Here is an 18,930-nt window from a genome sequence, read left to right on the forward strand (position 1 = left end):
AATGGCTGCTTTTAGCGACCAAACGGTTGCTCGACCGCGTTGTTTTTGTGCTATAATGAAAATGGAATAGTTTATTCAGGAGGCGTTGTATGCTGCGTATCGCAATTATAGATGATCTGTCCGCCGACCGCGCGGTTCTGCGGGAGGCGCTCGAGCGGGAGCTTGCACCGCGCGGCGCTGCGTTCACCATCGAGGAGTTTGCCTCCGGCGAGGAATTTACCGCCGCGTTCGTGCCCAGACGGTATGACGCCGCATTTATTGATATTTACATGGGCGAGGTCAGCGGCATGGAGGTCGCGCGGCTGCTGTATCACCGCGACCCGGCTTGCCGGATCATTTTCCTTACCACCAGCCAGGAGTTTATGTTGGAAAGCTATGCGGTGCGCGCCACCTACTATTTGGTTAAGCCCTTTGCCGAGGAGCGCCTGCGGCAGGCGTTGGATTTCTGCTTTCCTGCGCCCGATCCGTCCGATCTTTTGACTGTACCCACCAAAAGCGGCGTGCAGATGCTTTCCCGGCGGGAGATTGTGTGCATCGAGTCGATCGCACGGCATGGCGTGGTGCGCCTGTGTGAGTACAGTATTGAGAGTGCAGCGACCTTTGCCGAACTGACCGCGCCGCTGGAGACGGACAACCGTTTTCTCGGCATCGGGCGCGGTATTTTAATCCAACTCGGGCATATAGCCGCGCAGGAGGGCAGTGATTTTATTATGGATAACGGACTTCGTCTGCCGATTGCGCGGCGCTGCCGCAGCGAGGTGCTGCGCAGCTTTCAGGCGTTTGCCCTGCGGGAAATGGAGAGGGGATTATGAGAGCATATGCGAAGCTGATTTTGCCGCTGCTGTGCGCGGCAGCGTGTACCGGCGCGGCATTGGCGTACGAACTGCCGGACCTGCCGGAGCACGGCGCGGAGCAGCCGCCTGCTGTTGCGGAAAATCAGCCTGCCGATACGGAAACCATCGAGGAAACGCTGGAAGTATCGGACGAAAATGAGGAAAACGGCGCGATTCAGCCGTCAGAACCCGATATGGACAGCGGCTTTTTGATCGAGCCGGAACCCGAACCGCCCGAATCCACGCCCGAACCGGAACCGAAAACCATCGTGCTGACGCGCTTCGACACACAGGTGAATGTTGACGTAGCCGCGATTGCCTGCGGAGATGCGAACGCGCTGCACGCCTTTTTCTGTGATGCGAGAGACGGCTTGTGCGGCTATGATGCGGATGGCACACCCTACGACTTTTTCACCGGAGCGTGGGAGCTGTCGGCGGTCGATTGGAATACGCCCGGCGTGTATGATGCTGTGGCGCCGCTGCTTTTGGTCGATGGGGAGGACAGAGCGTGCTTTTCGCTTGCCGAGGGCGTGGAAGCGCCGATGATTCGCTGTCGCGTGAGCGTACAGCAGACCGGAAAGCCGGAGATCGGTGAGTTTATCACGGCACGCGGTCAGATGATTTTTCCGTGGGTGCTGACCGAGGAGCAAAAGGCGCAGCGCGACCGGTTCACGGTATGGCTTAAGCGGGAAAACGGTGCATGGGAGGCGCTGACGCGCGGGATTTCGGTCGGGACGGACGCGCTGAAACTCTATCCGCAGACCTGCGGACTGATATCGGGAACGACCTGTGCATTGCAGGTGGAATATCCCGGAGGGCAGACCGGCATTCTGACCTTTACATACGACGTCGCTCCGCTCAAGCACGGCTACAGTGCGGGCAGCCGCGACGGCGGCGGTGAGGATACCTATCTGCCGGATATTATTCAGCCATCGCCCGGCGGCTCACATTCGGGCGGCTCGCATCATCGACCGAGTACCTCCGAACCGGCGGCGGACGAGCCGGAAACGCCGTCGACCGAAACGCCGGAGGAGCCGATAAAACCGACCGAGGAACCCGAAAATACAGAGGAACCGGCACAGACCGCGCCCGTCCTCGAGCAGGACACCGCAGACGGCGCGGTGCTCTCCGGCACGCGCCTGCGGGCGCTCATCGACATGGACGAGCCGCTGACACTGAACAAAAACGGCGTTGCCTTCTCGCTGCCGTCCGATGCGCTGCGGGCGCTGGAGCTGACCGATGCGGATACTCTTGCGGTTACGCTCACTCGATCGGCAGAGGGCAGAGCACAGGCGGAACTGCGACTGAACGGAGAGAAGATCGACCTGCCGGACGGTATGACGCTGACGACCGATGAGGCAGAAGCACCTGCCGAACCGGAACAGAAGCTGCCGTTTGCGGCTGCAGGCGCGGCCGTGCTGGCGGCAGTTTTCGGTCTGATGTGGTGGAGGAAACACCTGTGAGCCGGTTCTTTCGCCGTTTGCTGACGGCTTTGCTGGTATTTACGGCGGCATCTGCGTTCTGCCTGCTGTTGTACCACTATGACAACAAATATACGCAGTCTGCGCCGCAGGCAATCGCCGGAACGCTGTTCGTTTCTGAGGACGATTTGGCGGCGTATCCGGTGCGCAGCCTGTGGAACGGCTGGAATTTCTATCCCGATGTGCTGCTTTCCCCGAAAACCTGCGAAAACCGCGATAAAAGCACCGTTCGTTCCGTGCAGATTGGCGCATACAGCAATTTTGCTTTCGGCAGCACGGAACGGACGCCGCATGGCTGCGGCACCTATATGCTGACGCTGCTGCTGCCCGAAACGCCGCGGCGGTATTTGATCGAGCTGCCCGAGATCTTTTCCGCTTACCGGTTTTATATTGATGACGAGCTGGTGCTCTCCGCGGGCGAGACGAACGCCGAGCAGTACCGCTCGCGGCTGCAAAACCGTGCGGTCAGCTTTAAGGGCAGCGGCACGGTGCGCCTGCTGCTGGCGGTGCGAGATGAAAGCTGGATATACAGCGGTATGACCTATCCGCCGGCGTTCGGCACAGCGCTGGGCGTGAATACCCAGCGTGCGGTGCGCGTGTGCATCTCCGCCGCTATGCTGACACTTATGCTGCTGTTTGCGTCCTTTGCGCTGTGGCTGTGTCTCGGCTCCATGCGGTGCCCGCCCAATTCACGGCTGTTTCTGCTGCTGAGTCTGAGCGCGGCAGTGCTGCTGTCCGGTCCGGTCGTTCATGCGCTGAAGGCGCTGCCGGTGCAGCCTTGGTACACCATCGAGCTGGTCAGCGGCTACCTGACCACGCTGCTGATCGTTCTGCTGCATGGACGTATTTGTGCGCTGCCGAATGCCGTGCGCAAGGCGGCGGTTCTGGTCTGCGCCGGCATATGTGGTGCGGCGCTGCTGTGCGGTGCGTGTGCCGCGCACCTGTCCGAATGGGGTATCCGCGCATTTTCCGATCTGACGGTGCTGTTTCGGCTGGCGGTGACAGTCTATCTGCTCGGCTCGGCCCTCTATGCGGCGCGCCGACGGGAATGGCACGCCGGAGCGCTGTTCTGCGCGGATATTTTCTACGGCACGCTGTTTTTGTGGGACTGCCTGCTGCCTGCCTACGAGCCGATTCTCGGCAAATGGTTTTATGAATGGGGTTGTCTGCTGTTGGTGTGCGTGCTGGGCGCGGTGTTCTGGCAGGATATCGCACAGGGCTACCGACGCAGCCTGACCTTTACGGAGGAGCAGCGGCAGATGGCGCGGCAGCTTGCCATGCAGAAGGCGCATTTTGCGCAGATTTCGGAGAAGATTGAGGAAAGCCGCCGCCAGCGGCACGATTTCCGACAGCATCTGCGCACGATTGCGGGTATGGCGGGCGATCCGGAGGCGCAGCTCGCGTATATCAGCCGCATTACTGCGCTGTCCGAAGCGACCCGACCGGAAAGCTACTGCCACGATCCGGCGGTGGATGCGATGCTGTACTATTATGTCAGCTCTGCGCGGCGCACAGGAATTCGGGTGTCGGTTCGCGCCGAGCTGTCCGAGGATACTGCTGCGTTCAGCGTGCAGTTCTGCACCATACTGGGGAATCTGCTGGAAAATGCGCTGGTGGCGTGCTGGAGACTGCCCGAAAGCACGGAAAAGTCCATCTGCCTGCACATGAAGCAGCAGTTTCGGCGGCTGTATGTGGTGCTCGAAAACAGCTATGACGGCGAGGTGAACCGGCGCGGCAGTGCGTTCCTTTCGCGCAAGCATACGGGCAGCGGAATCGGAACCGCCTCGGTGCGCGAGCTGACTCGCCGTCTTGGCGGAACGGTGGAGTTCGAGCCGCAGGAAAGCATATTCCGCGTGGTGCTCATCCTGCCGGAACGTGCGGATGAAGAAGAATAGCGAGGAAAACACCTGCTTGGACGTAGCCCCATGTCCTATTTATGAAACAGAACAAGAACCCGATACCGTGCTTTACACCGTATCGGGTTCTTGTCATCTTCGTTATTCGCTGCGGCTCTCGGACTTACTCCTCGTTTTTCGGCTTTTTCTTCTTCGAGGCAGTCTGCGTGCGCAGATATTGATATGCCTACTGGATGAAATACGGCGTTGCATTGAACAGATAGGTCGAGTTCAAATACGCGTCTACCAGTTCTTCAATGGTGCCCGGCCGATAGCCGTGCATTCCCCGTTCCATACGCAGGCTGTACCCATCGTGCTTCGCCTCCAGACGCATGAATTTCTTTGTGTCTCGGTTTACTTTAGCAAGGCGGTTCAAATAGTCTTTCGCCTTGTCGAACTGGTTCTGCTTGTAGTACAGAATGGCCAGCGGAAGCAGCATCTGCGTTTCCTCATATCCGCCGTACTTTTTGTGCAGCGCCAGCGCATGCATTTCGTCCTCGGTATAGGCGTACAGGTGCATCAGCTGATCACGAACGCCGAGGCTATCACCCTCGGACAGCTTCAGCAGGCGTTCTCCCTCGTTGATTGCGCAGCGCATCATGCCGCACTCGATCAATGTTTGAAAATAGGTATAGCAGACCCGCATATACGGTCTGGTTCTATAGCTCGCCAGCTCCAGATAATCGGATGCGTCTTCCGGCTCGGTCTGTTTCGGCTGCAACCGGCTGTTGTGCTGCGACATAAAGGTTATCGCCAGACGATGCATGCTGTCCTCATCAGTGATTTCGTCCTCATGCTCGCGCAGGAACTGCTGAAGCTCTCTTATCGTCTTTTCTGTATCTCTGCTGCGCATAAGCTGCATCTCATCTTTTCATTTTGCCGTTGGGTTCACTGTTTCTGCATCGAAACGGTGAAAACAGGTTATCCGCATAGCGGCTTTCCACACTGCCGTGATGTATAAGCTCTACTCAGATGAGCGGTTTCTCACTCCGATGGAAATCTTCACTATAATTGAACAAGAGTGCTTTAATTGTGCGGTGTTTCCCAAGGTCTCTGCACAGGAAATGCACTGTGCAGGGACCTGCTGCTCTGCGTACATTTGAATCGGTGTACACAAAAGATATTGTCAATCTGCACAATTTGAAATACAGTGTTTTAAGCAAAGTGCCGTATTTGTAAAAAAACTAAAAATTATCACCCCTAATGTGAAGATTGTGTGTTTTCTAATTTCGGCGGCTTTGATAAAATTATCACAAAGAAATGACACATGAGGAGGGAAGAGCAGCATGGAGTATGTACTGGAAATGAAAGATATCAGCAAGTCTTTCCCGGGCGTAAAGGCGCTTGATCATGTGCAGCTTCAAGTGAAGCCGGGCGAGGTTCACGCGCTGATGGGCGAGAACGGTGCCGGTAAATCCACCCTGATGAAAATTCTGATGGGCATTTACACCAAGGACGAGGGCGGCGAGATCATCTTCAACGGTCAGCCGTATCACGTTTCTAACCCGAAGGAAGCCATGGACCATGGTGTTGCCATGATCCATCAGGAGCTGAACCCGATTCTGGATATGTCCGTGTATGAAAATATCTTCGTCGGACGCGAGCTCCGCAAAAACGGTCTGGTCGATGCAAAGACAGAGATCGCAGAAGCGGAAAAGCTCATCAAGGAGTGCGGTCTGCACGTTTCCCCGAAGGAAAAGCTGCGCAACCTCACCGTTGCACAGTGCCAATTGATCGAGATCATCAAGCAATTTCCATCAACGCCAAGGTCATTGTCATGGACGAGCCGACCGCCGCTATCACCGACCGTGAGGTCGAGCTGCTGTTCGAGCATATCCGCAGCCTGACGGCAAAGGGCGTTGCAATCATCTACATTTCGCACCGCATGGACGAGATCTTCTCCATCTGCGACCGCGTCAGCGTTTACCGCGATGGTCAGTACATCGGCTCGGGCGATACTAAGGATCTGGACGAGTCGCAGCTCATCAAGATGATGGTCGGCCGCGAAATCACCGATGTATTCCCCAAGCTGGATGCGGAGATCGGCGATGTGATCTTTGAGGCAAAGAACATCGTTCGCGCCGACAACAAGGTAAAGGGCGTCAGCCTTTCGGTTCGCCGCGGCGAGATTCTCGGCATCGGCGGTCTGGTAGGCGCAGGTCGAAGCGAACTGGTGGAAGGCATCTTCGGTATGCACGAGCTGTCGCAGGGTGAGATTTTTGTCAAGGGCAAAAAAATCAAGGTCCACTCTCCGAAGGATATCATCAAGGAGGGCGTGGCCCTCATCACCGAGGACCGTAAGGTCACCGGTTTGAACCTCAGCGGTTCGGTAAACGACAATATCGCCATGGTAGCGATCAAGAAGCTGCTCAGCCATGGCCTTTATAACAAGGGCAAGGCACGCGCCGCTTCCATGGAGTACATCAAAAAGCTGAATATCAAAACTCCTTCCGGCGACCAGATCGCGGGCAACCTGTCCGGCGGCAACCAGCAGAAGATCGTTATCGCCAAGTGGCTGCTGAACGATCCGGACGTCATCATTCTCGATGAGCCGACCCGCGGCATTGACGTCGGTGCTAAGCGCGATATTTATCTGCTGCTCGGCAAGCTGGTGCAGCAGGGCAAGGCGGTTATCATGATTTCGTCCGAGATCCCCGAACTGATGGGCGTCTGCGACCGCATCATGGTAATGTGCGAAGGCAATCTCTCCGGCGAGGTGAAGCGCAACGAGTTCTCGCAGGAACGCATCATGACGCTGGCATCCGCGCTTGAAGTATAAAGGAAGGGGAACAACATGAAACAGAAAAATCTTAAAGGACTGATCAGTGAATACTTCATCTTCCTGATCTTTATCGTACTGGTCGTTGCGCTGACCATTCTGAAGCCCAGCTTCATCAGCCCGAACAACCTCGTCAACATCCTCAAGCAGGCTTCCATCAACGGCATTCTGGCGTTCGGCATGATGTTCGTCATTATTGCGGGCGGATTTGATATGTCGGTCGGCTCTACCGTAGCATTCACCGGCATTCTGGCAGCGCTGCTCGGCAAGGGTGACCTGCCGCTGATCGTGCCGCTGGTCATTGCGATGCTGGCCGGTCTGGCAGTCGGCATGGTAAACGGTATCGGCGTTGCCATCGGCGATTTGCCCCCGTTTATTATGACACTCGGCTCGATGACGGCTGTGCGTGGTCTGGCGCTGCTGACCTCCAACGGCAAGCCGATCACCGGCATCAGCAAGGGCTACAAGGCTGTCGCTGCATCTTCTATCGCAGGCATTCCGATGCTGTCCATCTTTCTTGTAATCGTTATCATCATCTGTGCATTTGTTTTATCTAAAACGGTTTACGGACGACGTGTTTACGCTTGCGGCGGCAATCTGCAGGCAGCCCGCGTTTCCGGCATCAACACCACCGCGATCCGCATCTCCACGTTCGCCATTGCCGGCCTGCTGGCTGGTCTGTGCGGCTTCCTGATGACCTCCCGCGTTACCATCGGCCAGCCGACCGCAGCCGAGAGCTACGAGATGGATGCCATCACCGCGTGCGTAGTCGGCGGCGTATCCATGACCGGCGGCGTAGGCAAGCCGTGGGGCGTTGTCATCGGCTGTCTGCTGATCACCGTTATCGCAAACGGTCTGGATATCATGGGCGTATCGTCCCACTGGCAGAAGATCGTCAAGGGCGTTATCATCGTGGTAGCCGTTCTGATCGACGTAAAGGGCAAGACCAAGAAAAACTGATTTCCATTGTTGACTGTGAGGACCGCAGGAGCGTGCGAACGCTCCTCTCTCCTCCTATCATAACCACAACTTCTCTAAGGAGGAAAAAGAAAATGAAAAAGAGACTTCTCGCTATGCTGCTTACCGGTGCCATGACTCTGAGTCTGGCTGCCTGCGGTGGTACTTCCACCGGTTCTGATGCAGGCACCGATTCCGGTGCTGATTCCGGCAGCGATTCCTACAAGATCGCCCTCATCCAGCAGCACCAGACCAACGCATTCCAGATTGCCGTATCCGAGGCTGCTGAGGCCAAGGCTGACGAGCTGGGCGTTGACCTGACCATTCTGAGTGCCGATCAGGACGCCGCTACCCAGATCAGCCAGATTGAGCAGTGCGTATCCGAGGGCTATGATGCCATCCTGTTCGAGCCTGTTGATCCGGACGGCCTTGCTGATGCTGCAAAGTCCGCAGCTGATTCCGGCGTTGTTATGATCAACATCATCTCGGCCTGCACCGACTGGCAGAACAACGGCATCTCCGCTGTTTCCTACGGCAACAACGTAAAGGCCGGCGAAACCGAGATGGAGCAGGTTGCAAAGCTCCTCGGCGGCAAGGGCAACATCGCTATCCTGACCGGCCCGTCCGGCGACGCAGGCGGTCTGCAGCGTATGGAAGGCTACGAGAACATTCTGAAGAACTACCCCGAGATCAAGCAGGTCGTTGCTCCGGCTGACTGCCAGTGGGATACCGCAAGCGCACAGTCCACTGTTGAGAGCTGGCTGTCCGCTTACGATCTGGATGCTATCGTTTGTGAGAACGACGGCATGGCAGTAGGCGCCGGCAACGCAGCAGGTGCAAACTCCGGTATCGTTATCACAGGCGTTGACGGCACGCCGGACGGCTTTGAGGCTATTCAGGACGGCCGCATCACCGGTACCGTTTCTCAGAACGGCGGCGCTATGGCTGCAAACGGCATCGAGGCTGCTGTTAAGCTGCTCAAGGGTGAAACCCTCGACACTACCGAGATCGTAACCGACAACACCTGGATCGACTCCAGCAACGTAGGCGATTACGAGTAATCTCTCGGAAACACTTTGCAAATCCTTGTAAACAGTGTTATTATGAATAAGAAAAAGGGAAAACGGATACGTTTTCCCTTTTTCTTATCAACAAGCGAAATTCATTTTCCTAAAATTACCTTCAAAGGGGAATATGTATGTTAAGGGTCGTACTGGCAGATGATGAAAAAAAGGTCCTGCTGCTGATGCGCAAGCTGATTGACTGGGAAGGTCTTGGCTTTGAGATTGTCGGCATAGCGAGCGACGGTATAAGCGCACTCGATCAAGTGCGCGAAAAGAAGCCGCACTTGCTGGTGACCGATATCCGCATGCCCGGCTGCGACGGCATTGACCTCATTCGGCAGGCAAAGCAGATTCAGCCGGGACTGCATTTTATCATCGTCAGCGGCTACCGCCAGTTTGAATATGCGCAGAATGCGCTCAAATACGGCGTAGAAGGCTATCTGCTTAAGCCGCTCAAGCAGGAGGAAATGGTCGATTTGCTGATCAGCCTCAAGGAGAAGATGGGCGAGGAAGCAGCGATAGAGTACCGCTTGAAAAAGAGCAGCGAGCGCGAGCAGGAGCGCATCATCGACACCCTGATGACTGAGGTGCGCGGCGGTGTACGCACCTCGAGCACCGTGCGCTCGTTTGATCTGGAGCGTGGTCTGCCCGAAGGCGGCAGCTACTTTGCGGCTGTTATCAAGCCGAATATTCCGTCCGCGGCAGAAAATCAGGACGGCTTCCGTGCCATGCAGAAGCACGCGCTCGAGATCGTCCGGCAGGAGCTGGGACAGATGGACTGCGGCTTTGTGGCATCGGCACGCCGCGAGGGTATCGTGGCGGCCGTGTATACGCCGGAGTATCAGCCGGTCGAGGTCAAGCGGTGCTTCACCAAGATACGCAAGGAGATCGAAAAGCAGCGCGACCTGTTCTGGGGCATTCGCGCCGCCGTCTGCCTTGGCAGTCGGCAGAGCACCGCAGAAAAGCTGTCCGTTTCGCTGAAGGAGGCGCTTTGGCTGTGCATCGACGGTCTGTGCCACACACCGAACTGGCGGGACGCCGAAGCCGAAACACCGGATTTTTCCCTGCATTATACGCTGGACGGCGCGCAGAAGCGTCGCTTTCAGGAGGCTGCCGCATGTCTGAACACCGAGCAGTACGCCGAGGAGCTGGAGGACAGCTACCGCGCAGTTATGTCTATGCAGCCGCTCTGGGGACAAATGCTGGAGGACTGGTTTCGGCAGATACTAACTGCGGTGCGCTACGGCTTGCAGCAGGACGGCAGCGCCGATGAGCAGTTCTATCAGCGCATGGAGGACGGACTGTGGCAGTGTACCAACGCACAGGAGCTGCTTCGGCTGCTGCAGGACGGCGTCAGCGGTGAGCTGAACCGCCTGCGCCGGGAGCGCTCTCAGCGCGAAGCGCGTCCCATTACGGACGCAAAGCACTTTATCCAGCAGCATTATCAGGAATCTCTGCGGCTCGAGGATGTCAGCAATGCGGTCGGCTTCAACGCGACCTACTTTTCCGCCATGTTCAAAAAGGAGACCGGACAGAATTTCATGGATTATCTGACCGAGCTGCGCATGAATAAGGCGAAGGAATTGCTGTGCGGCGATGAATGCTCGGTGCAGGACGTTGCCGAACAGGTTGGATACCGTGACCTGAAATATTTTTCCCGCCTGTTCAAGAAAACCACCGGAATCAGTCCGTCGGACTATAAAAAGCTGTACAGGTAGGTGAAGGGCATGTGGCTGAAAACACAATGGAAGCTGCGCCGGGCGCTGCGCCGCTATCGGCGGGACGGCAATCTGGACGCGGTGCTGCACGAGGATTGGAGCCGCTGCCGCGATATTTTTGCCTTTTTCCACGAGATCGAGGATCGTCTGCACGGCGAGGAGATCACCCGCCTGCGGCAGAAGCAGGCGGAGTATCTGGCGCTGCAAAACCAGATCAATCCGCATTTTCTGTACAATGCGCTTGAGGCGATCCGTTCGGATGCGCTCTTGGCGGATTGCGAGGACATCGCGGAGACGACCGAGGCACTGGCGACTTTTTTTCGCTACACCATCTCCAATGTGCAGGAATATGTCACCTTTTCGGACGAGTTGGACAACGCCGAGAACTATTTCACCATCCAGCGCTGCCGCTTCGGTGACAAGCTGGATATGGAACTGGAAATGGAAAACGAGGATTTGCTTGAGGCGCGTATGCCCAAGCTGATCCTGCAGCCGCTGGTGGAAAACGCCGTCGTGCATGGTCTGGAGAGCAAGATAGGGCAGGGAACCGTACATATTTCGGTGGAAAACAGCGAAAACACGCTGTTCCTGCGCGTCAAGGACGACGGAATCGGTATTTCCGAGGAGCAGGTGGAGCAGCTGAACGAGGAGTTTGCCCATGGCAGCGCGAACGCCGTCAGCCGCAAACGCGGCGGCATTGCGCTGCGCAATGTTAACAGCCGTATACGGCTGATGTTCGGAGAAAATTACGGTCTGCGGATATTCAGCGCGAAGGGAATCGGTACCGAATGCTGCGTTACACTGCCGCTGCTGCTGCAGGAGGAGTGATATGAAGGAAGAACTGATACGCATTGAGCATGGTGTATTCCGCAGCGATACCGGCGAATACCGGTTTGATATCTCGGTTTCCTGCGGCGAGTGCATCGGCGTATATGTGGATGAGTATTTGACCTCCGGTACTGCATATCTGGATCTTTTCAAGGGACGCCTTGCACTGACGGACGGACGCGCCTTCTGCTGCGGCAGCAAGACAGGCGCCGCAGTGATCGAGCACTGGATCCGGCAGAACACCATGCTGGTGGACAAATCCCGCTTTGCGGGCAGGGAGCTGACCATGCGCGATTTTGTGCTGGCGCTTGGCAGAACGACCTCATACCGGCAGAAGAACCGCAGTGCGGCACGGCTGAAATCGCTTGCCGCGACCGATATGCTGCGGCAACTTGGGCTGGAGCATTCGTGGGAGACGCGCCTTGCCGACCTTTCGGTGCTGGATTATTACCGGCTTTCGGTGTTCCGCGCATGGTTCACCGGCTGCCGGCTGCTCGTCCTCGATCGGCTGACAGAGGCACTGCGCCGGCAGGATCAGGACCGGCTGATGCAGTGCGTACAGCTTCTGCTCGGGCATGGCATGGCGGTGCTCCTTTTCGATATGGATGAGATGTTCATGTTCCGCTATGCCGGCCGCATTGATGTGATTAAGGAGCGCCGCACCTTTTTCCGGCTGTATCCTGAGGAATACGGCCCGCGCCTGTTTGAGCTGCTCGGTTGGGAGCGTGCCAGCCGTCCGGCATGGATGGAGCGCACAGCGCCCGCAAAGGGCAAGACGGTGCTTTCCGTATTTGAACTGTTCCTGCCGCCACTGCCGCCGCTGTCCTTCGAGATATGCGCCGGCGAGATCGCCTTTCTGCACGATGAGAATTACAGCACCGGACGCCGTCTGCACGACTGCTTTCTGGGGAATCAGGGCTGGCAGAACGGCATTTTCCGGCTGGACGGCAGAATTTACGACCACAGCGAGCTGAACCGTATCATCGGCACTGAGATCGGCATCCAGATTGAGCAGCCCGACCGACCGGGCGGCGTGCTGTTTGACAACATGACCGCGCTCGACAATCTGTGCACCTGTCTGATTCCTAAGGCAGACAAGTGGCTGATCCGCAAAAAGCTCGTCTCCAGTATTCTGGAGGAGGCGACTCGCTGGTTCCCGCGCGAAATGCTGCTGCGTCCGCTCAGCGCATGGTCACTGCCCGATCGTCTGCGGTTTTCGTATTATCGGTGGTATCTGCTCAATCCCAAGCTGCTGATCTGCTTTTTCCCGTTCGCGGGACAGGAATCGGCGCATCACAAGATGATCATTGATATGCTGGTGCTGTGCGCGCGGCGCGGCATGGCGGTCTGGATCATCTCGTCCGGCATTGACGCCATCTGCGAAAAAACCGATAACGAAGAGTTTCTGCGCCGTCTGCGCTACATCAAGGAATGATGTGTGCAGACGGCGTTTTTATGCGTCGGACAGCGGGAGCAGCTCAAAAAGCTTGATGACCCGTCCGAGCAGCAGTGCGGAGAGCACTGTGCCGACACCGATGCCGTAAAACGGGCAGTAATGGAACAGGCACAATCCAGCGCTGATGGCAACCATAGAGAGGTCAAACCCGTTCTTGACGGTGGAAAACCGCAGATGAAATACCCTCTACATATGCCGGAAACCCGGCTGCAGCCTAATGCGCAACCGGGTTTCCGGATAAACTGTTCATGATTCTTCGTTTCTTGCGGATTCAATATCCTGCAGAAGCTGTTTCTGCGTATCATCGAACAGCAGGCGCTTGTTATGCGCGAAATACGCATCGCACCCGAAGTTCTGGATAAACCACGAGGTAAACCAGTTCGCGGTCAGTTCGGTAGCGAACAGCACCAGCTCCTGCGAGTCCGGAATGGCGGCATCGAGGAAGGCAAATGCGTTTGCCAGTTCGGCATCGGTCTTGTCTGCGGCGGCTGCGCGTGCGTCCACATCGGCGGAGAAAAGCGCCTTCAGACGGTCAAACTGCTGCTCCTCGGGTACTTTTTCGAGTGTGAGCGTCTGCCGGTAGGCATCCAGACGTTCCACCTCACGGGAGGCGACATAGAGCGCGTCCTTGTCGAACGAGCCGCCGTTTCGCTTGTCTGCAAGCGCGGCACGCTTTTCATCCGGCAGGGAAGTGATGGCTTTTTCGCCTTCTCGGATGGCGAGCAGGTCGGCATGAAGCGCATCGGTCAGCGCATCCAGACGGTACGCGTCACGGGCACCGTCTGCCAGCCGGCTTAGCAGCAGACCGAGTACGCCCAGCTTTTCGTCAAACGGCGCGTCCCGCAGTTCGGAAGCGCGAACCGGCTCCCAGGTGCCGGAAAGCAGCTCATCTACGCGGTAAACCTGCTTGTATTTGTCATAAAGCTGCAGATAATTTGCAAAATCGCTTGCCACCTGCGGCAGCTGCAAATACTGCTCCACAACCTGACGATCAACCGGAATACCCAGCGACTCGTACACCTGCATCAGCTCGGACAAATCCTCCCAGCCGCGTGCGGTGACAAACTGCAGTCCGTCGGCGGTAGTCTCTACGCGGTAAAAATGCTCGCGCCGGATCTCAAGATAGGACAGGATGGCACCATGGATGCCGCGTCGGTACGCGTACTCCTTCCACACGCCGAAATCCTCTTCGATGTCGATTTTTTTGACGCGGTCGAGTGTTACCACGTCAAATTCCCGCACGGATTTGTTGTATTCCGGCGGATTTCCGGCCGCTACGACCACCCATCCGGCAGGCAGCTGCTGGTTGCCGAAGGTCTTGCACTGCAGAAACTGCAGCATCATCGGCGTGAGTGTCTCGGAAATGCAGTTGATTTCATCGAGGAACAGAATGCCCTCTTTGACGCCCGTGCGTTCCATTTCGCGGTACACCGAAGCGATAATCTCGCTCATCGTGTAGGCGGTGACCGTGCGTTCCTCGCCGCCGAGCATCACCTTGTCGATGAACGGCAGACCGAGCGCGGACTGGCGCGTGTGGTGCGTCAGCGTGTAGGAGACAAGACCGACGCCGGTCTCCTCGGCAATCTGCTGCATGATCTGCGTTTTGCCGATGCCCGGAGGACCCATCAGCAGGATTGGCCGCTGCCGAATCGGCGGAATACGATACGCGCCGAATTCATCGGTCGTGAGATACGCCTTGAGCGCATTTTTGATTTCGTTTTTTGCTCGTTTGATGTTCATAACTGCGCCTCGTTAGTCAAATTGATCCAGAAAATTATGTTTACCGTTCGCATCGCGCCAGCCGAGCAGCTTGGCAGTATCGACGTTCTTGACCGCGTTGAAGATATTCGCTTCGATCTGCGGGTTGTTTGCCGCGAGAGACGCGATCAGCTGCTTGATTTCCGCGCGTTTGGTGTCGCTTTCCAGCTTTTTTGCCGGACAGTCGCACGGCAGAAAGGTCAGACCGCAATATTCCGCCCAGTCAATGACGCTCTGCTCGCGCGTGAAATACAGCGGACGGATCAGCTCCATGCCCTCGTAATTCTTGGCCTTGACGCGCGGCAGCATGGCCTGCACCTGACCGCCGTAGATCAGTCCCATCAGCACGGTGCCGATGGCATCATCGTAGTGATGACCGAGCGCGATTTTATTACAGCCGCGCTTGCGTGCTTCGGTATACAGGTAGCCGCGCCGCATCTTTGCGCACAGGAAGCACGGATGCTCGGCAGAATGCACCCCTGCCACGCGCAGTACATCGGTATCGAAAATTTCGAGCGGAATGTCCAGCCGTTTCGCGTTTTCCTCGAGGTGCTTGCGGCCCTCCGGCGCATAACCCGGGTCCATTGCAAGGAACACGAGGTCAAAATCCACCGTGTGCTGCAAATCCTGCAGCAGCAGCGCCAGCAGCATGGAATCCTTGCCGCCCGAGATGCAGACCGCAACCTTATCGCTCGGTTTTACCAGTCCATATGCTTTTACCGCATCCACGAACGGCTTGCGCAATGTACGCACAAATTCGCTTTGCAGCGTCCTTTTTATCTCTTTTGCAGTCATTTTGCGCCCTTCTTATGCTGAAAATGATAGGTGATACGGGCAAGAATGCTGTCCGGCGCGAAATGCCGCGCCAGTGTCATGGCCTTCATGGCTGCACCCGGAACGACAACTGCCTTGCCGGCAAACAGGCCGTCAACAGCTTCGCGCGCCACACGCTCTGCCGACAGACCGGAGAGCGAAAACCGCACGCCTGCGACCTTGTTGAACTCGGTGTCCACCGGTCCCGGACAGAGGGCGCACACACGCACCGGAGAACCGGCGCGGCGCAGCTCCTCGCGCAAGGCTTCTGTCAGACGTAGAACATAGTTTTTGGTGGCGTAATAGGTCGCCATCAGCGGTCCCGGCAAAAATCCCGCCGAGGACGATACGTTGAGAATGTAGCCGCGTCCGCGCTGCACAAAATCCCGCACAGCCAGCTTGGTGAGAATGTGCACGGCACGCACGTTGGTGTCGATCATGCGCAGCTCCTCATCCAGATCGGCGGTGACAAACTCGCCGAACAGACCGAACCCCGCGTTGTTGATCACGACCTCCAACTCCTCGCTCTGTACCGCCTCGTACAGCAGGCGGCATTCCTGCTCGTCCGACACGTCCGCCGCGATGACGCGGCACGGTACCGGCAGCTCTGCCGCCAGTTCGCGCAGGCGTTCCTCTCTGCGGGCGCACAGGATCAGCTCGTAGCCGCGTGCCGCCAGCAAGCGCGCCATTTCGCGTCCCAGTCCAGAGGACGCACCCGTGATGAGTGCTTTCATGCAAATTCCCTCCAAATCACTGTGATAACTTATTATATAGTACCATGCGGACTTGTCCGCGTCAATTCATGTTGTTCGTCACATTCTGTACAAATTTGCGGATGGTGATGGGTTTACTTGGTTTTGGCTTTTCAATAAGATTTGAGAATGGTATAATAACAATGAAATAGTGCATTGATTTTTCGCCAGAAGCCGAAGATTGGAGGGGCGAACATGAAAAATAAAGAAGCAGACACCGAATTGGAATCCAGACTGTTGGAAATTCTGGTGCACCCATGCCGCATTGAGGACATCCGGCGCGAGCTGCCGAATGCAGGCAAAAACAATCTCAAAAACGCGCTGGACGCGCTCATTGCGGACGGCAGGGTGATGAAAAATAAGAAAAACCGCTTTGCGGTCTCCGCGCACTACGGCTGTGCGGCCGGAACCTATCTGGCTACCGAGCGGGCATTCGCGTTTGTCGCGCCGGATTATCCGGAGGGCGAAGCCAAGCCGGATGATCTGTTCATCCCGCCGAATGCGTCCGGCGGTGCGTGGCACGGCGACCGCGTGCTCGTCAAGGTGAGTGAGCGCAAGAACAACCGCGGCCGCAAGGAAGCAACCGTTATTCGCGTGCTGGGACGCGCCGGCAAGGAGCTGACCGGCGAACTCGTGCAGCGCGGCAAGGCATTTTTCGTGCAGCCGACCTCGAAAAAGTATCCGGAGATTGCGGTGGACAAGCATGACCTCGGCGAAGCCGCCGTTGGTGACTGCGTGGCTGTTTCGATCTCGCACTACGGCGATGAGCAGTTTATGCCGCAGGGCGTTGTCCGCGCGGATTTGGGCGAAAGCGGTACGATGGAGGCCGCTATCGCGGCTGTTCTGCACGAAAATGGCGTGTACGATGTATTCCCGAACGAGGTGCTCGAGCAGGCCCTTGCCATTCCACAGGAGGTCGATATGGGCACCGCCGGCAAGCGGCTTGACCTGCGTGACAAGCTGATCTTTACCATCGACGGCGATGACGCGAAGGACTTTGACGACGCGGTTTCACTCGAAAAGCTGGAAAACGGACACTATCTGCTCGGCGTACACATCGCGGACGTGAGCCATTACGTCACGCCGGATTCGCCGCTTGACGCCGAGGCGTTCCGCCGCGGCACGTCGGTTTATTTCCCGGGACACGTTGTGCCGATGCTGCCGTTCGCGCTGTCCAACGGCATCTGCTCGCTCAACCCGAAGGTGGACCGTCTGGCGTTCTCCGCGCTGATGGAGGTCGATAAGGACGGCCGTCGGTATGGTGCGAAATTTGCCAAGTCGGTCATCTGCTCCAAGGCCCGCATGACCTACAACAAGGTCAACAAAATCCTCGCGGGGGACAAGGGGCTGCGCGAGGAATACGCCTTTCTGGTCGAGACTGCCGAGACGATGAACAATCTGGCGCACGCGCTGTATAAGCGCCGCATTGAGCGCGGCGCACTCGAGCTGGACATTCCGGAGGCGGAAATCCGCGTGGACGAGAACGGCAAGCCGGTTGAAATCCGGTTCCGTGAACGCGGCGAGAGTGAAAAGCTGATTGAGGAATTCATGCTGCAGGCCAACGAAGCGGTTGCCGAGTATATGTGCAAGCGCGAGCTGCCGACCGTCTACCGTGTGCACGAGAATCCCGATCCGGACAAGCTGCGCGTGTTTGCGTCGTTTGCGCGTCCGTTCGGCTACCGCATCGACCCGTCCAAGCCGGAGGATACGGCGCAGTTCCAGACCGTGCTGCGCGGCGCAAAGAACGACCCGAAGCAGCGCGTGCTGCCGACGCTTCTGCTGCGCTCGCTGGCGCGTGCCCGCTACGCGGATGAGTGCATCGGCCATTACGGCCTGAAGGCAAAGTTCTACATGCACTTTACCTCGCCAATCCGCCGTTATCCCGATCTGGTAGCGCACCGTATGCTGCAGAAGGCGCTGCTCGGTGAAGAATTTACCGCGGCAGACGAAACTATGTGCGAGGAAGCCGCGGACCAGTCCACCAATCGTGAGCAGGCTGCCGACAACTGCGAACGCGACATCGACAAGCTGTATATCGCGTCCTACATGCAGCAGTTTATCGGTGAGGAATTTGACGCGGAGGTTTCCGGCGTGCAGTCGTTCGGCGTGTTCGTTGCGTTGGAAAACGGCTGTGAGGGTCTGATTCGAGCCGAGCTGATGACCGGCGACTTCTACCAGTATGACGAGGAGCGCATGGCGATGGTCGGCCGCCACACCGGCAAGCGGTTTACAATCGGCACGCCGATGCGTGTTAAGCTGCTTGCCGCAAGCGACACCACCGGTCAGATCGACTTTGCACCGGCAGACGGCTCGCTTCCGGTTTCGGAAAAGCTGGATCGTCCGCGCCGTGAGGACACCGACCGTGCACCGAGAGGCAATCGCGCGGAGCGCCGCCGCCACAGCGGCAAGGGGCGCGGCGGCAAGCCCGGCAAGGGCAAAAAACCGCCCACGCGCAAGAGAAGATAAGGCAATACCGCATAATTGAACAAGAGTGATTTGCGAGCAAATTTTGCGTTCTGCTTAGGCGCGGTTTTGCGGTAATACTTTGTGTATTACCGTGAAATCGCAACGACAGCAGAGCACAAAATTTCCGCAA

Annotated in this window: 14 protein-coding genes and 1 pseudogene; 10 read left to right on the forward strand and 5 right to left on the reverse strand. The window is 57.2% G+C overall.

Features of this window, described 5'->3' with window-relative positions; translation table 11 throughout:
• Window positions 1-89: 89 nt before the first annotated feature.
• Genes DXB00_RS07085 through DXB00_RS07095 form a run of 3 tightly spaced genes read left to right on the forward strand, consistent with a single transcriptional unit; the run spans window position 90 to window position 4,209 of the window.
• Complete coding sequence (locus tag DXB00_RS07085) at window positions 90-812, forward strand: LytR/AlgR family response regulator transcription factor (RefSeq protein WP_118729970.1); 723 nt, start codon at window positions 90-92, stop codon at window positions 810-812.
• A complete protein-coding gene (locus DXB00_RS07090) occupies window positions 809-2,296 on the forward strand; it encodes a hypothetical protein (RefSeq protein WP_118729969.1) in 1,488 nt (495 codons plus the stop codon). The genes DXB00_RS07085 and DXB00_RS07090 overlap by 4 nt, the downstream gene beginning before the upstream one ends.
• Window positions 2,293-4,209 carry a sensor histidine kinase gene (locus DXB00_RS07095; protein ID WP_119214702.1) on the forward strand — a complete coding sequence of 639 codons (1,917 nt, stop codon included), beginning with the start codon at window positions 2,293-2,295 and terminating at the stop codon, window positions 4,207-4,209. Before DXB00_RS07090 ends, DXB00_RS07095 begins: the two co-directional genes overlap by 4 nt.
• Window positions 4,210-4,396: 187 nt before the next feature.
• On the opposite strand, the gene DXB00_RS07100 is transcribed toward DXB00_RS07095, so the two are convergent.
• Window positions 4,397-5,062: a tetratricopeptide repeat protein gene (locus tag DXB00_RS07100; protein WP_118729967.1), complete on the reverse strand. Its 666-nt coding sequence runs from the start codon at window positions 5,060-5,062 to the stop codon at window positions 4,397-4,399.
• Between the two features lie 433 nt (window positions 5,063-5,495).
• On the opposite strand from DXB00_RS07100, the pseudogene DXB00_RS07105 reads away from it, so the two are divergent.
• The 6 genes and pseudogenes from DXB00_RS07105 to DXB00_RS07130 all read left to right on the forward strand — a co-directional run bounded on the left by DXB00_RS07105 (window position 5,496) and on the right by DXB00_RS07130 (window position 12,990).
• Window positions 5,496-6,988 (forward strand): annotated as a pseudogene (locus DXB00_RS07105) (sugar ABC transporter ATP-binding protein).
• 15 nt (window positions 6,989-7,003) lie between these two features.
• Window positions 7,004-7,948, forward strand: coding sequence for an ABC transporter permease (locus tag DXB00_RS07110; RefSeq protein ID WP_118729965.1), 945 nt, complete (start codon window positions 7,004-7,006; stop codon window positions 7,946-7,948).
• 92 nt (window positions 7,949-8,040) lie between these two features.
• Window positions 8,041-9,006: a sugar ABC transporter substrate-binding protein gene (locus DXB00_RS07115; RefSeq protein ID WP_118729964.1), complete on the forward strand. Its 966-nt coding sequence runs from the start codon at window positions 8,041-8,043 to the stop codon at window positions 9,004-9,006.
• Between the two features lie 137 nt (window positions 9,007-9,143).
• The gene (locus DXB00_RS07120; protein ID WP_119214703.1) at window positions 9,144-10,727 is read left to right on the forward strand and encodes a response regulator transcription factor; all 1,584 of its coding nucleotides are present in this window, start codon (window positions 9,144-9,146) and stop codon (window positions 10,725-10,727) included.
• Window positions 10,728-10,736: 9 nt separating this feature from the next.
• Window positions 10,737-11,555: a sensor histidine kinase gene (locus tag DXB00_RS07125; protein WP_118360885.1), complete on the forward strand. Its 819-nt coding sequence runs from the start codon at window positions 10,737-10,739 to the stop codon at window positions 11,553-11,555.
• Between the two features lies 1 nt (window position 11,556).
• Complete coding sequence (locus DXB00_RS07130) at window positions 11,557-12,990, forward strand: hypothetical protein (protein WP_118729962.1); 1,434 nt, start codon at window positions 11,557-11,559, stop codon at window positions 12,988-12,990.
• An 18-nt stretch (window positions 12,991-13,008) separates the two neighbouring features.
• Here the strand turns inward: DXB00_RS07130 and DXB00_RS16325 are convergent, their stop codons facing one another.
• The 4 genes from DXB00_RS16325 to DXB00_RS07145 form a co-directional block, all read right to left on the reverse strand.
• Window positions 13,009-13,146, reverse strand: a complete 138-nt coding sequence (locus tag DXB00_RS16325) for a hypothetical protein (protein WP_158578355.1) — start codon at window positions 13,144-13,146, stop codon at window positions 13,009-13,011.
• Between the two features lie 111 nt (window positions 13,147-13,257).
• Window positions 13,258-14,751, reverse strand: coding sequence for an AAA family ATPase (locus tag DXB00_RS07135; RefSeq protein WP_118729961.1), 1,494 nt, complete (start codon window positions 14,749-14,751; stop codon window positions 13,258-13,260).
• Window positions 14,752-14,763: 12 nt separating this feature from the next.
• On the reverse strand, window positions 14,764-15,564 hold the full coding sequence (locus DXB00_RS07140; RefSeq protein WP_118729960.1) for a tRNA lysidine(34) synthetase: 801 nt from the start codon (window positions 15,562-15,564) through the stop codon (window positions 14,764-14,766).
• Window positions 15,561-16,316 (reverse strand): SDR family NAD(P)-dependent oxidoreductase, encoded by a 756-nt coding sequence (locus DXB00_RS07145; RefSeq protein WP_117751914.1) that lies wholly within the window; start codon window positions 16,314-16,316, stop codon window positions 15,561-15,563. Before DXB00_RS07145 ends, DXB00_RS07140 begins: the two co-directional genes overlap by 4 nt.
• A gap of 213 nt (window positions 16,317-16,529) precedes the next feature.
• Between DXB00_RS07145 and rnr the strand changes: the two genes are divergently transcribed.
• Complete coding sequence (gene rnr, locus DXB00_RS07150) at window positions 16,530-18,800, forward strand: ribonuclease R (protein ID WP_118729959.1); 2,271 nt, start codon at window positions 16,530-16,532, stop codon at window positions 18,798-18,800.
• Window positions 18,801-18,930: the final 130 nt, after the last annotated feature.

The organism is Butyricicoccus sp. OF10-2 (assembly GCF_003481925.1).
Classification (GTDB): domain Bacteria; phylum Bacillota; class Clostridia; order Oscillospirales; family Butyricicoccaceae; genus Agathobaculum; species Agathobaculum butyriciproducens.

Bases quoted from the DNA above. Each gene is read 5' to 3' on its own strand.
- DXB00_RS07130 (WP_118729962.1), top strand. From the start codon at position 11,557: ATGAAGGAAGAACTGATACGCATTGAGCATGGTGTATTCCGCAGCGAT.
- DXB00_RS07120 (WP_119214703.1), top strand. From the start codon at position 9,144: ATGTTAAGGGTCGTACTGGCAGATGATGAAAAAAAGGTCCTGCTGCTG.
- DXB00_RS07110 (WP_118729965.1), top strand. From the start codon at position 7,004: ATGAAACAGAAAAATCTTAAAGGACTGATCAGTGAATACTTCATCTTC.
- DXB00_RS07115 (WP_118729964.1), top strand. From the start codon at position 8,041: ATGAAAAAGAGACTTCTCGCTATGCTGCTTACCGGTGCCATGACTCTG.
- DXB00_RS07145 (WP_117751914.1), bottom strand. From the start codon at position 16,316: ATGAAAGCACTCATCACGGGTGCGTCCTCTGGACTGGGACGCGAAATG.
- DXB00_RS07090 (WP_118729969.1), top strand. From the start codon at position 809: ATGAGAGCATATGCGAAGCTGATTTTGCCGCTGCTGTGCGCGGCAGCG.
- DXB00_RS16325 (WP_158578355.1), bottom strand. From the start codon at position 13,146: ATGGTTGCCATCAGCGCTGGATTGTGCCTGTTCCATTACTGCCCGTTT.
- DXB00_RS07140 (WP_118729960.1), bottom strand. From the start codon at position 15,564: ATGACTGCAAAAGAGATAAAAAGGACGCTGCAAAGCGAATTTGTGCGT.
- DXB00_RS07135 (WP_118729961.1), bottom strand. From the start codon at position 14,751: ATGAACATCAAACGAGCAAAAAACGAAATCAAAAATGCGCTCAAGGCG.
- rnr (WP_118729959.1), top strand. From the start codon at position 16,530: ATGAAAAATAAAGAAGCAGACACCGAATTGGAATCCAGACTGTTGGAA.
- DXB00_RS07085 (WP_118729970.1), top strand. From the start codon at position 90: ATGCTGCGTATCGCAATTATAGATGATCTGTCCGCCGACCGCGCGGTT.
- DXB00_RS07125 (WP_118360885.1), top strand. From the start codon at position 10,737: ATGTGGCTGAAAACACAATGGAAGCTGCGCCGGGCGCTGCGCCGCTAT.
- DXB00_RS07100 (WP_118729967.1), bottom strand. From the start codon at position 5,062: ATGCGCAGCAGAGATACAGAAAAGACGATAAGAGAGCTTCAGCAGTTC.